The 12,232-nt window shown below is 71.8% G+C and carries 9 protein-coding genes, 7 tRNA genes and 1 pseudogene; 11 read left to right on the top strand and 6 right to left on the bottom strand.

What is annotated here, in order from left to right; genetic code table 11:
* Nucleotides 1-102: 102 nt before the first annotated feature.
* From CFRA_RS04960 to CFRA_RS04945, 4 genes are all read right to left on the bottom strand, one after another.
* Nucleotides 103-1,395, bottom strand: a complete 1,293-nt coding sequence (locus tag CFRA_RS04960) for a Dyp-type peroxidase (RefSeq protein ID WP_075663707.1) — start codon at nucleotides 1,393-1,395, stop codon at nucleotides 103-105.
* A gap of 123 nt (nucleotides 1,396-1,518) precedes the next feature.
* Nucleotides 1,519-2,217 carry a copper chaperone PCu(A)C gene (locus CFRA_RS04955; RefSeq protein WP_075663706.1) on the bottom strand — a complete coding sequence of 233 codons (699 nt, stop codon included), beginning with the start codon at nucleotides 2,215-2,217 and terminating at the stop codon, nucleotides 1,519-1,521.
* Nucleotides 2,218-2,221: 4 nt separating this feature from the next.
* Nucleotides 2,222-2,803 (bottom strand): copper resistance CopC family protein, encoded by a 582-nt coding sequence (locus CFRA_RS04950; protein WP_075663705.1) that lies wholly within the window; start codon nucleotides 2,801-2,803, stop codon nucleotides 2,222-2,224.
* Between the two features lie 197 nt (nucleotides 2,804-3,000).
* A tRNA-Val gene (locus tag CFRA_RS04945) sits at nucleotides 3,001-3,072 on the bottom strand.
* Between the two features lie 502 nt (nucleotides 3,073-3,574).
* Between CFRA_RS04945 and CFRA_RS04940 the strand changes: the two genes are divergently transcribed.
* From CFRA_RS04940 to msrB, 9 genes are all read left to right on the top strand, one after another.
* Nucleotides 3,575-3,647, top strand: a tRNA-Gly gene (locus CFRA_RS04940).
* A gap of 24 nt (nucleotides 3,648-3,671) precedes the next feature.
* Nucleotides 3,672-3,743, top strand: a tRNA-Val gene (locus CFRA_RS04935).
* Nucleotides 3,744-3,766: 23 nt separating this feature from the next.
* Nucleotides 3,767-3,839, top strand: a tRNA-Gly gene (locus tag CFRA_RS04930).
* Between the two features lie 50 nt (nucleotides 3,840-3,889).
* A tRNA-Cys gene (locus CFRA_RS04925) sits at nucleotides 3,890-3,960 on the top strand.
* Nucleotides 3,961-3,977: 17 nt separating this feature from the next.
* Nucleotides 3,978-4,049, top strand: a tRNA-Val gene (locus tag CFRA_RS04920).
* Between the two features lie 23 nt (nucleotides 4,050-4,072).
* Nucleotides 4,073-4,148, top strand: a tRNA-Gly gene (locus CFRA_RS04915).
* Between the two features lie 75 nt (nucleotides 4,149-4,223).
* On the top strand, nucleotides 4,224-5,036 hold the full coding sequence (locus CFRA_RS04910) for a pyrimidine reductase family protein (RefSeq protein ID WP_083666843.1): 813 nt from the start codon (nucleotides 4,224-4,226) through the stop codon (nucleotides 5,034-5,036).
* Nucleotides 5,037-5,168: 132 nt separating this feature from the next.
* Nucleotides 5,169-6,626 (top strand): glycosyltransferase family 87 protein, encoded by a 1,458-nt coding sequence (locus CFRA_RS04905; RefSeq protein WP_075663704.1) that lies wholly within the window; start codon nucleotides 5,169-5,171, stop codon nucleotides 6,624-6,626.
* A gap of 19 nt (nucleotides 6,627-6,645) precedes the next feature.
* The gene (msrB, locus tag CFRA_RS04900) at nucleotides 6,646-7,068 is read left to right on the top strand and encodes a peptide-methionine (R)-S-oxide reductase MsrB (protein ID WP_075663703.1); all 423 of its coding nucleotides are present in this window, start codon (nucleotides 6,646-6,648) and stop codon (nucleotides 7,066-7,068) included.
* A gap of 213 nt (nucleotides 7,069-7,281) precedes the next feature.
* Here msrB and hemQ read toward each other — a convergent pair whose 3' ends face one another.
* Nucleotides 7,282-7,989, bottom strand: coding sequence for a hydrogen peroxide-dependent heme synthase (gene hemQ, locus CFRA_RS04895; protein WP_075663702.1), 708 nt, complete (start codon nucleotides 7,987-7,989; stop codon nucleotides 7,282-7,284).
* Between the two features lie 147 nt (nucleotides 7,990-8,136).
* On the opposite strand from hemQ, the gene CFRA_RS04890 reads away from it, so the two are divergent.
* Both CFRA_RS04890 and CFRA_RS04885 read left to right on the top strand, forming a co-directional pair.
* Entirely contained in the window at nucleotides 8,137-8,760 is a 624-nt protein-coding gene (locus CFRA_RS04890; protein ID WP_075663701.1) for a DUF3000 domain-containing protein, read from the top strand.
* Nucleotides 8,761-8,762: 2 nt separating this feature from the next.
* The gene (locus CFRA_RS04885) at nucleotides 8,763-10,097 is read left to right on the top strand and encodes an HRDC domain-containing protein (protein ID WP_083666842.1); all 1,335 of its coding nucleotides are present in this window, start codon (nucleotides 8,763-8,765) and stop codon (nucleotides 10,095-10,097) included.
* 19 nt (nucleotides 10,098-10,116) lie between these two features.
* Here CFRA_RS04885 and dxs read toward each other — a convergent pair.
* Nucleotides 10,117-12,123, bottom strand: a pseudogene (gene dxs / locus CFRA_RS04880) (1-deoxy-D-xylulose-5-phosphate synthase); the annotation flags it as partial.
* Nucleotides 12,124-12,232 lie beyond the last annotated feature (109 nt).

Raw genomic sequence — 12,232 nt, 5'->3', positions numbered from 1 at the left:
GCGGGACCGGCCGGGCCACGACAGTGCAGACTTCCCCGTGTTCCCCATAGCCCGGGGTGTCAGCCCCGGGCAGCCCCGCCGTGCTTTCAGCCCCGCGCCGCTCTAGGCCTCGAGCAGGCGCTGGCCCCAGTAGCTGTCGCCGTCCTCGCCGACGCCCGGCGGCAGGGCGTAGACCGAGGAGCCGATGTGGGTGATCCACTCGTTGAGGCGGTCGCCGCCGTCGAGGCGGCGCTGGATCGCGCTGAACTGCTTGTCCGGGTTGCGCTGGTAGCACAGGAAGACCAGCCCGGAGTTCGAGGCGTCGCCGCTTCCCGGTTCCGGCTCGAGGTCGTAGGTGTAGGGCCGGCGCAGCAGGCGCTGCTCGGCGTCGTATTTCTCGTCGTCGCGGGAGAGCGCCATGTGGCTCTTCGGGTCGATGACCGGAAGACCCGTCTCGTCGGTCTTGGTCAGGTCCGGTTCGGTGAACTCGTCGCCGCCGGACAGCGGCGCGCCCTCGGGCAGGTCGCGGCCGATGACGACCTCGCGGGAGTTGCGGTCGAGCTTCTCCCACTCGTCCATGTGCATGGCGATGCGGCGGGCGACCATCACGCTGCCGCCGTCGAGCCAGTCGGGCGCGCCGTCGGCGGCGGCGTCGATCCAGACCTGCTGGTCGTACTCCTCGTCACCGTGCGGGTTGACGGTGCCGTCCTTCTGGCCGAAGAGGTTGCGCGGGGTGGTGCCGTCGGCCATCGAGCCGTCGGCGTGGCTGAGCCCGCGCTGGAACCAGCGGGTGTGGGCGTAGTCCACGCCGGAGCGGATCATGTGGCGCATCGCGTAGGCCACCGAGATCGCGTCGTCGCCGCAGATCTGGAGCACCAGGTCGGTCTGACCCCAGCGCGGGTCCAGGTCGTCGTGCTCGAAGGCGGGGATGTCGTGCAGGAACCCGGGGCGCTGGTCGGGCAGGCCGATCTTGTCGAAGAGCGGCTCGCCGAAGCCGACCGTGATCGTCAGGTTCGCCGGGGTCTGCACCATCTCCGGCTCGAGCCCGCCGACCGGGTTTTTCCCGCCGCACAGCGCGCGGGCGTCCTCGGTCCACAGGTTCATCAGCCGGCGCACCCCGGCGCGGTCCACGCCCTCGTTGAGGTCGAAGGAGATCAGCGCCAGGTTCGCCTGCGAGGCGGTCTGCACGCCGGCCTGGTGGGGCCCGTCGAAGGCCACCGTCTGACCGGCCAGCGGGGCGGCGTCCGCACCCTGCGCGTCGGTCGCCTCATCCCCCTGGCCACCCTTGGCGGCCTCGCCCCCGCCGGGGGTGGCGCAGGCCACGGCGGCGGCGCCGACGGTGCCGACGCCGGCGCCGAGGAACCCGCGGCGCGAGAGGCGGTGGATGTGCTGGTTGCGGTCGGTGGTGTCTGTCATTTCCTTCTGGTCGAGCTCCCTCATCGTGGCCCGGTGCGGGCCGGGTGGCCGTCGGTGACCCCGGTGGGCCTCATGGCCCGGGTCAGCCCGACGGCTCTTGCGGGGCCTGGTGGCCGTGCGGGCCTAGTGGCCCTCGTGGCCGGAGTGGTCCATGCCCTCCATGCCGTCCATGTTGCCCGAGTCGCCGTGGTCCATGCCCTCGTGGCCGGAGTGGTCCATGCCTTCCATGCCCTCCATGCCCTCGTGGCCGCCGTGCTCCTGGCCGGCGAGGTCGCCGTAGTCCTCGTCGCCGGGCAGCAGGGTGCGCACGGGCACGTCCTTGGCCTCGACGGTGGAGCCGTCGGCGAGCTCGAAGGTGATGTCGACGGTGTCACCGGCGGCCACCGGGGTCTCGTAGTCCATGACCATCAGGTGGTCGCCGCCGGGCTCGAGCACGCGCTCGCCGCCGGCGGGGATCGTCATCGGCGTGGTCATCTCCTGCATCACACCGTCGACGGTCTCGTGCATCTGGTTCTTCGGCGCGCCCAGCGAGGTGGTGAAGCCGGTGATCGACAGGTCGCGGTCGGTGTGGTTGACCAGGGTGCCGAAGATGCCGGTCATGTGGTTGTCCTCGCCCTTGGCGCGCACGACGGCGTCGTCGAAGGTCAGCTCGGAGTCCGCGGCCTCGGCGGTGCTCTCGGCGGCCGAGGTCGCCTGGCTGCTCTCCGGGGAGGTGGCCTCGGAGTCCTGCTCGTTGGCGGGCGAGCAGCCGGCCAGGGCGAGGGCGGCGGTCGCGGTGAGCGCGGCCAGCATCATCGGCGGGCGCTTGGACAGGTGCTTCATCGAATTACTTCTCCTTGTCAGAGGACGTCCTGGATCGGGTGAACCAGACGATCACGGCGCCGAGGACGGCCAGCAGCGCGACCCCGCCGAGGGCGATCCACAGCCAGGAGGAGGGTCCCTCCTCGGCCGCGGCCTCGTCGGAGGCGTCCGCGGTCTCCCCGGTGGCTCCCGCGGCCCCGGCGTCATCGCCGAGGACGGTGAACTGCGTCTTGCCGCGGGTGGAGTGCCCGTCCGAGGAGGTGATCTGGAAGCCGACGGTGTAGGTGCCGGGCCCCGGGTCGACGTCCGCGGGCACGTCGATCGACACGAAGCGCCGGTCGAGATCGGGCTCGCCGCTGAACAGCACCTCGCCGCTCTCGGCGTCCGAGACGGCGACGGTGTTGAAGTTCGGGCGCGGCTCGCCGGAGAACTCCAGCGTGATGCGCTCCGGGAAATTGTCGACGCTCGCGTCCAGGCCCGGGTCTGCGTCGATGACGCTGTCGTGGGCGGTCGCCGTGGGCGCCGCCGCCGCGGCGCCGAAGACGCCGGTCAGGGCGGCTGCGGCGGCGACGAGGCCGGCTCGTGCACGGTGCGCGGTGTCTCTCAAGGTTCTCGGGGGCCTTTCCTTCGTCGTCGGCCCGGACCTTCCCGGCCCGGGCACTCCGGCTTAGTTGTCGGCGCGGTCTCCGCTCCAGTTCCCCACCGGGGGTGAAGACGGGGGTGCGCCGTCTCGGGTTCAGCCGTCGATTCTATCCCAGACATGCAAAAGATCCCGCACCCCTGATCGGGGGCGGGATCTGGCGGTGGTCCCAGCTGGGATCGAACCAGCGACCTTTCCGGTGTGAACGGAACGCTCTTCCACTGAGCCATGGGACCGAACGACCCGACGCGGACGACTCGGCCCGTGCGGTGCGCTGAACAAGTTAACACGCCACCTCGCCGCCGACCTAATCCGCAGGTGGACCGGAGTGCCGGCGGAACCCCCGGTGAGGCCCCGCTCCCCGACCACATCCACCGGAAGTCCCCGGAGGAATGAGGGGTCCGGAAAGGGCGGGCGCCCCGGAGGCGGGAACGCGCCCGCACGGGCGCGGGGCACGGCGTCGTCAAGCGCGCGTGGGCACCAGACGCGGGACGGGGCGCGCCCGGACGGGACGAGGTGGCGCCAAGCAGAGGCCGGACGGCGCGCGCAGGGGCGGGCGACGGGGCGTCGGCAAGCGTGCGGAGGCGAACACGGGTGCGGCGAAGTACCCCGGGGCGCGGCCACGGGCGCCGGGCGGGGGCGCCAAAACGGCGTGACGCTGGGGATTTGTCTTAGGCGACCGGAACCAGATAGAGTTTGTCCTCGCACAACGGCAGGCACCGCCTACCGGATGGGCATGCGGATGTAGCGCAGTTGGTAGCGCATCACCTTGCCAAGGTGAGGGTCGCGAGTTCGAGTCTCGTCATCCGCTCCGGGAATTTCGATTCCCTTCCCCGCGCGATTAGCTCAGGGGGAGAGCGCTTCCCTGACACGGAAGAGGTCACTGGTTCAATTCCAGTATCGCGCACAGAGAACCTTCGGGTTCTCGATGCGGATGTAGCGCAGTTGGTAGCGCATCACCTTGCCAAGGTGAGGGTCGCGAGTTCGAGTCTCGTCATCCGCTCCGGTACCCGGTTTCCGGGCACCCAATCAGGTGGGCCGAGGTCCTCCTGCGGTGGAATGGCCGAGTGGTGAGGCAACGGCCTGCAAAGCCGTGCACACGGGTTCGATTCCCGTTTCCACCTCGTAGTTCATCTACCCCGCGCGATTAGCTCAGGGGGAGAGCGCTTCCCTGACACGGAAGAGGTCACTGGTTCAATTCCAGTATCGCGCACAGAGAACCTTCGGGTTCTCGATGCGGATGTAGCGCAGTTGGTAGCGCATCACCTTGCCAAGGTGAGGGTCGCGAGTTCGAGTCTCGTCATCCGCTCCACTTCCCCGCCGGTCCCTTCGGGCCGGCGGGTTTTTCTGTGCCCGGGTGGGTCGCGGCCCCGGCTAGTCTCGGGGCATGCACTCCGACGCCGCACACCAGCCCCGCGACACCGACGCCACCGCGCCCGGGCCCGACGCGCTTCTCGACGAACTCGTCGGCCCGGACGCGCCCGCCGGCGAGGCGACGCACGCCCCGGACGGCGGCGGGCAGCCCGCCGAGGTGCGCGCCATCATGGTCAGCGCCCTGACGGGGTCGGCCGCCGTCGACGGGACCTCGGGCGGACTCGGCAACGACCTGGACGCCGCCCTCCTGGCCGCGGTGCGCCAATGGGCCGACGCGGTGCTCGTCGGTGCAGGCACCGTGCGCGCCGAGGACTACGGCCCGGTCTCCCCCGACCCCGCCTACACCGACCGGCGCACCGCCCGCGGACAGGCCGCGGCCCCGGTGCTCGCGGTGCTCTCCGGCTCGCTCGACCTCGACACCGACGCCCGCCTCTTCGCCGCCTGCCGCGGCGAGGCCCCCGGTGCGCGCCCGCCGCTGATCCTGACCGACTCCTCCGGTGCCGCCTCAGAGCGCGCCGAGGAGCTCCGCCGCGCGGGCGCCGAGGTCGTCGACACCGGCGGCGGCGACGTGCGCGCCGCCGTCGACGCGCTGGTCTCCCGCGGGGCGCGCCGCATCGTCTGCGAGGGCGGCCCCAGCCTGCTGGGCGCGGAGGTCTCCGCCGACCTGATCGACGTGCTCTACCTGACCCTCTCCCCCGTCCTCTCGGGCGCCGTCGAGCAGCCCCTGGTCACCGGCGGCGAGGCGGCCGCCCGCCCGATGGAGCTGGAGAACCTGCACCGCGACGCCGACTCGACGCTCTTCCTGCGCTACCGCCGGGTGCGCTGAGCGGGGCTCCTCGGGCGCGACGCCCCGGCAGATCCCCGCACACCGCGGCGGCCACCGGCTCCTGCTGAGCCCCGTCGATCCCGCCCGCCGAGGCTCCCGGCCACACCCGTCCCGTTCAGTAGGGTGGGGCGCGTGAAATCTCTTCGCAGCGACCCGTTCGCCGGCTTCTGGGTCGGCGCCCCGCCCGCAGCTCCCGGCGCGGCGCGCGCCGCAACCCCGGCTCCGTCCGACGACTCCCCCGCCGGGCTGCGCGACCTCGGCCGCCGCGACGGCCTGCTGCGCGTCATCCTCTGGCCGCTGGCGGTGCTGCTCGTCGTCCACACCGTCTTCGTGCGCGCCGTCGCCGGCAGTGTCACCGACGACTTCACCACCGTCTACCTCGCCGCGCGCCGCTTCCTGGACCGCGTGCCCGTCTACGACGAGATCTACCACCACGTCGACCCGCATTACCTCTACAACCCGGGCGCGACCCTGCTGCTCAGTCCCCTGGGCCTCAGCCACCACCCGAACGCGGTGCGCATGGCCTTCATCCTCGTCGGCGCGGCGGCGATCATCGCGGCGCTGGCCTGGCTGACCCGGCTGTTCGGCTACCGCGCCTCCTCCGCCGTGCTCCCGCTGGCCGTCTGTGCGGCCTTTTTGACCGAGGCCGTGCGCAACACGCTCGTCTTCGCCAACATCAACGGCGTCCTCCTGCTCGTCTTCGTCGCCTTCCTCGCCTGGCTGCTGCGCGGCCGCGACTGGGCCGCCGGCGTGGCGCTCGGCCTGTGCATCCTTATCAAGCCGATGTTCGCCCCGCTGATCGTGCTGTGCGTCGCCGTGTGGCGCTGGCGCGCGGTCGTCGCCGCGGTCGCCGTGCCCGTGCTGGCCAACGTCATCGCCTGGCCGCTGGTGCCCGGCGCCAGCGACTACCTGACCAAGCTCGCCCCGTACCTCGGCGAGGTCCGCGACTACGCCAACAGCTCGCTTCCCGGCATCGCCGTCTACTTCGGCTGGCCCGACTGGCTGCGCCTGGTCTTGACCGCCGTGTGCGCCGCCGCGGTGGCCGTGGCCGTCATCGTGCTGGCGCGCTACCGCTTCACCGCTCCCCTGCTGTGGCTGACCACGTCGTCGGGCGTGCTGCTCGCCGGGGTGTTCCTGCTGTCCTCGCTCGGCCAGCAGTACTACTCGATGATGCTCTTCCCGCTGGTCTTCACCGTGCTGCTGGACCGCTCGGTGGTGCACAACTGGCCGGCGTGGGCGGCCCTGGCCGCAATCTTCTCGCCCTTCGACTGGGACGCCGAGGCCTGGGGCCGGTGGGGCCGCTGGGTCGGCCAGTTCGCCAACACCGCCGGCTGGGCGGTGCTGCTCGTCGTCGCCGCGGCCGTCGCCGTGGCCTGGTGGCGCTCCGAGCGTCCCGGGGGCCGGCAGGCCACCCGGGCCTCCCGCCCCGCCGGGGCAGCCCGCACCGCCGGGACCGCACGCCCCTCTGAGGCGGCCCGCCCCGCTGGAGCCGCCGGTAAAGCGGGAGCCGCCGGGGATGCCGAGAACACCGGCTCCGGCCGGGAATATCGGGCCCGCCGCGTACGCTTCAGTGAGAAGCAGGGCAAGTGAATCCCCGAGGAGGCAGACCGTGACAGACTTCAAGATGATCTCCGACGCCGAGTGGCGCGAGCGTCTCAACGACGAGGAGTACCGCGTGCTGCGCCAGGCGGGCACCGAGGCGCCCTTCGTCGGCGAGTACACCGACACCACCACCGAGGGTGTCTACAGCTGCCGGGCCTGCGGCGCCGAGCTGTTCCGCTCCGAGCACAAGTTCGCCTCCCACTGCGGCTGGCCGGCGTTCTTCTCCCCGCTCGCCGGCGACCGCGTCGTCGAGCGCACCGACGACTCGCTGGGCATGCGCCGCACCGAGGTGCTCTGCGCCAACTGCGGCTCGCACCTGGGCCACGTCTTCGCCGGCGAGGGCTACGACACCCCGACCGACCTGCGCTACTGCATCAACTCCGTGTGCCTGACCCTCGAGCCCGCCGAGGGCGAGGCCGAGGAAAGCTAGGACCGGAGACTGCCAGGCCCCGGGACCGCCCGGCCCCGGGAGAACCAGGGGTGCGGCCAGACCGCACAACTGCACTCAGCGCAACGACAAACAGCGCAGCGAAAAAGGACCGCCGGTGAAAACCACCGGCGGTCCTTTCCTCTCGGGCCTTCAGATCTCCTTGGCCCCCGAGAGCCTTTCGGGCGGAAGGCCCCCTCAGGACAGCAACCCTTCTTAGGGCAGCAGGTCGACCATCTTCGAGATGTCCTCGTAGCGCTGGCCGGTGTAGAACGGGATCTCCACGCGCACGTGCAGGCGGGCCTCGGTGTAGCGCATCTGGTGCATGAGGTCGACGATGCGGTCGAGCTGGTCGGCCTCGAAGTTGAGCATCCACTCGTAGTCGCCCAGCACGAAGGAGGTGGTGGTGTTCGCGCGCACGTCGGCGTAGTCGCGGGCGTTCTGGCCGTGCTCGCGCAGGATCTGCGAGCGCTTCTTGGCGTCCATGTAGTACCACTCGTAGGAACGCACGAACGGGTAGACCGTCATCCACTCACGCGGCTCCTCGCCCATCACGAACGCCGGCAGGTGACGCTTGTTGAACTCGGCGGGACGGTGGACACCGTTGCCGGTCCACACCAGCTCCGAGGCACGGCCCAGGGCGGTGTCGCGACGGAAGGAGTTCAGCGCCTTCTGTAGGTCGGTGAACGTCTCAGCGTGCCACCACACCATGAAGTCCGCGTTCGCCTGGATGCCCGAGGTCAGGTAGACCCCGCGCACGGTGACGGTGCCCTCCTCGGCCAGCTTGTCGAAGAACTCCTGGGCCTCGCGGCCGACCTCGGCGCGGTCGGCGGGAAGCTCGCCGGGCAGCGTGCGGAAGACCGCGGTCTGGAGGTAGGCCTGGACGCGATTGAGCGCCACGTAGTCGATGTCGTTGTCAGCCATGCCGACGGGACCCTCGCTTTCTGGTGATGTCTCGGGAAACCGAATTGGGTCCATCATAAGTTGTATTTCCGGGCGCGTGCCAACCGACCCGCGCAACGGCGCGCCTCCCCCTCACCCGCCCGGGCGCCCGTTAGCTTGAGGGGCGTGATGTTTTCCGAGCAGTCTACGATTCCGCCGTCCCGGGACGGCCGCGCGGACGACGAGGCACTGCCCGCGGACTTCTCCGCCGCCGTCGAGTCCCTCTACCACGCGCGCCTGCGCGACGAGCTGTCGCTCGGCACGATCCGACCGCCGCAGCGGCTCGCGCCGTACAGCCACGCGGTCGGCCTCGAGGTCGACCGCGGCGAGAACCCCGACGACCCGCAGACCGACTCGGACGGCGACGCCTTCGGCCGGCTGATCCTGCTGCACGACCCCCAGGCCGAGGAGGCCTGGGACGGCTCGATGCGGCTGGTCGCCTACATCCAGGCCGACATGGACGACGAGGTCGCCTCCGACCCGCTGCTGCCCGACGTCGCCTGGCAGTGGCTGACCGAGGGCCTGGACAACCTCGAGGCGGGCCACACCAACCTCGGCGGCACGGTCACCTCGACGTCCTCGATGCGCTTCGGCGAGATCGGCGGTCCGCCGCGCGCCCACCAGCTGGAGATGCGCGCCTCCTGGACCGCCACCGGCACCGACCTGTCCGCGCACGTGGAGGCCTTCGCCGACGTGCTCGCCCACGTCGCCGGCCTGCCGCCCGAGGGTGTGCGCACCCTCGGCGCCCACTGACGGTGGCCGACGCGCGGCCCGTCCGGCGCGCCGCCGCCCCGGCCCGCCACAACGGCACCGGCGGTGACCGCGGCCGGGGCCAGACGCACGCGGAGCCCTTCCACACCGAGGCCGAACCGGCCGACCTGCTGCCGCGGGTGCTCGACACCCCGGAGCTCTTCGCCGCCGGCGCCGAGGTCCTCGCCGCCGGCCGCGGCCCCTTCGCCGTCGACACCGAGCGCGCCTCCGGCTTCCGCTACGACGACCGCGTCTTCCTGCTGCAGGTACGCCGCCGCGGCGCCGGCACCCTGCTCTTCGCCCCCGAGGGCCACCGCGGGGAACTGACCGCCGCGCTCGCGCCCGTGATGACCGGCGCCGACTGGATCGTCCACGCCGCCGTCACCGACCTGCCGCCCCTGGCCTGGCTGGGCCTCGTCCCGGGCCGCCTCTTCGACACAGAACTGGCCGGCCGCCTGCTCGGCTACGACCGCGTCAACCTCGGCGCCCTGCTCGAGAACACCCTGGGCGTGCACCTGGACAAGGGCCACGGCCAGGAGGACTGGTCGACGACCCCGCTGCCGGAGGACTGGCTCGTCTACGCCGAAGGCGACGTCGCCTACCTGCTGGAACTGGCGGACTTTCTGGCCGAGGCCCTCGACAACGAGGGCAAGCTCGACTGGGCCGAGCAGGACTTCGACCACATCATCGCCACCCACACCGACCCCGCCCCCGAGCGCGACTGGAAGAAGACCAAGGGGCTGCGCCGCCTGCGCCGCCCGCGTCAGCTCGCCGTCGCCCGCGCGCTGTGGCAGGCCCGCGAGGACGTCGCCGTCGCCGAGGACAAGAACCCCGCGATCCTGCTGCCGGACAAGGCGCTGGTCTCCTTCGCCGCCGCCGGGGTCTCCGACGCCGACCGGCTGCTCAACACCGCCCGCCTCAAGCCCACCCAGTACCGCCGGGTGGCCTCACGCATCAGCCTGTGGGCGAAGACGGCCGCCGAGGCGCTGACCTCGGACCCGGCCGACTGGCCGCGCCCGGCCCCGCGGCACGACTCGATCCCGCCGCACTCGCACTGGCCGGAGCACCACCCGCAGGCCGCGGAGGCCTGGGAGCGGATCCACGGCGAGCTCCTCGAGCTCTCGGTGGAGCTGGGCATGCCGGTGGAGAACGTCGCCACCCCGAAGGTGCTGCGCCGCGCGGTGTGGGAGTCCACCGAGGGCCACCAGCTGCACTCGGTGAGCGAGCTGGTGGACTTCCTCGTCGACTACGGCGTGCGCGACTGGCAGATCGAGCTGGTCGTACCGGCCTTCACCGCCGCGGTCTTCACCGCTGACGGGGGTCGTCGGCGAGGCTGGTGACCCAGCCCTCGATCGAGGAGCGCATGCCCTCGGCGTCGAGGCCGACCTCGGCGAGCAGCTGCCCGCGCGAGGCGTGCAGCGGGTAGATGTCCGGGAAAGCCAGGTGGCGCACCGGGGTGTCGATCTCGGCGGCCTGCATCGCCTCGGCGAGCTGGGAGCCGACGCCCCCGCGGATCACGCCGTCCTCGACGGTGACCACCAGGTCGGCGCCCGCGGCCGCCTCGAGCAGCTCGGCGCGCACCGGGGAGATCCACCGCGGGTCCAGCACGGTCACCGCGACGTCGCCGCCGCGGTCCACGCGGCCTGCCAACCCGTCGACGGCCTCGAGCACGGTGCCGGCCAGGGCACCGAAGGAGACCACGAGCAGCTGGAACGGATCGGTGGCCTCCTCGACGTCCGCGACCTCGGCACCGTCCGCACCCACGGCGGCGTCCACCGCAGCACCGTCCTCGGCGCCGTCCTCGGCGCCGTCCGCCGCACCCGCAGCGTCCGCGCCGGCGGCGCCACGCGCGGCGTCGTCAATCGGCCCCGTCTCGAAGAGCACGTCGGTGCCGCCGGCGGTGCGGCGCAGCGCGGGGATGTCCGCGGGCTTCTCGCCCTTGGGGAAGCGCACCACGGTCGGGCCGTCGGTGACCTCGATGGCCTCGTCGAAGAGCTCGACGAGCTGCTGCCCGTCGCGCGGGGCGGCCAGGCGCAGGCCCGGCACCAGCGAGGTGATCGTCAGGTCCCACACGCCGTTGTGGCTCGCGCCGTCGGAGCCGGTCACCCCGGCGCGGTCGAGCACGAAGGTCACGGGGCGGTTGAGCAGCCCGACGTCCATGAGCAGCTGGTCGAAGCCGCGGTTGAGGAACGTCGAGTAGAGCGCGACCACCGGGTGCAGCCCGGCCAGGCTCATGCCAGCCGCGCTGGTCACGGCGTGCTGCTCGGCGATGCCGACGTCGTAGAAGCGCGAGGGGAACTTGTCGTTGAAGGCCGACAGCCCCGTCGGCCCGCCCATCGCGGCGGTGATGGCCACCAGGTCGGGGCGCCGCGCCCCGGCACGGACCAGCTCGGCGGAGAACGCCGAGGTCCAGCTGGGCCCGGCGACCTTACGGGACTTGCCGGTGACCGGGTCGATGACGCCGGTGGAGTGCATCAGGTCCGGCGACTCGGTGGCCGCCGGTGCGAAGCCGCGGCCCTTCTCGGTCACGGCGTGCACGATGATCGGGCCCTCGAACTCGCGGGCGTAGCGCAGGACGTTGCCCAGCGCCTTGAGGTTGTGGCCGTTGACCGGCCCGATGTACTTGATGCCCAGCTCGGGGAACATCTGGTCCGGCAGCACCTGGGACTTCACGCCCTCCTTGAAGGCGTGCAGCGCCTCGAAGGTGCGCTCGCCGACCCAGCCGAGCGACTTCAGCGTGGTCTTGCCCTGCTCCATGACGCGGTCGTAGGTGCGCAGCATGCGCAGGTCCGCCAGGGCGTCGGCGAAGCCGCCGATGGTCGGCGAGTAGCTGCGGCCGTTGTCGTTGACCACGATGACGACGTTGCGGTCGCGGCCGGTGGCGATGTTGTTGAGCGCCTCCCAGACCATGCCGCCAGTCATCGCGCCGTCACCGACGACGGCGACGACATTGCGGTGCGGCTCGCCGCCCAGGGCGAAGGCCTTGGACATGCCGTCGGCCACACTCAGGGCGGCCGAGGCGTGCGAGGACTCGGTCCAGTCGTGCTCGGACTCGGCCCGGCAGGTGTAGCCGGACAGCCCGCCCTTCTGGCGCAGGGTGTCGAACTGGTCGGCGCGGCCGGTGAGGATCTTGTGCACGTAGGCCTGGTGGCTGGTGTCGAAGATCAGCGGCTCGCGCGGCGAGTCGAAGACGCGGTGCAGGGCGACGGTCAGCTCGACCACGCCGAGGTTGGGACCGAGGTGGCCGCCGGTGGCGGAGACCTTCTCGATGAGCAGCTGCCTGATCTCCGCGCACAGCTCGTCGAGGTCGCCGGGGTCCAGCGCCTTGAGGTCGGCGGGAGAGGAGATGGTGTGGAGAATTCCCATGGGGGTCAGCTCTGCTCCTTCGTGTACCGGGTGACACCGCCGGAGACGGGCCGCCGGCCACCCCCTGATGGGGGCAGCTGACACCCTACGGTGCGTTCCCTCGATCGTA

Source organism: Corynebacterium frankenforstense DSM 45800 (assembly GCF_001941485.1).
GTDB lineage: Bacteria > Actinomycetota > Actinomycetes > Mycobacteriales > Mycobacteriaceae > Corynebacterium > Corynebacterium frankenforstense.
Note: the sequence above shows the minus strand (reverse complement) of the source record. Positions and strands in the feature narration are given on the sequence as shown.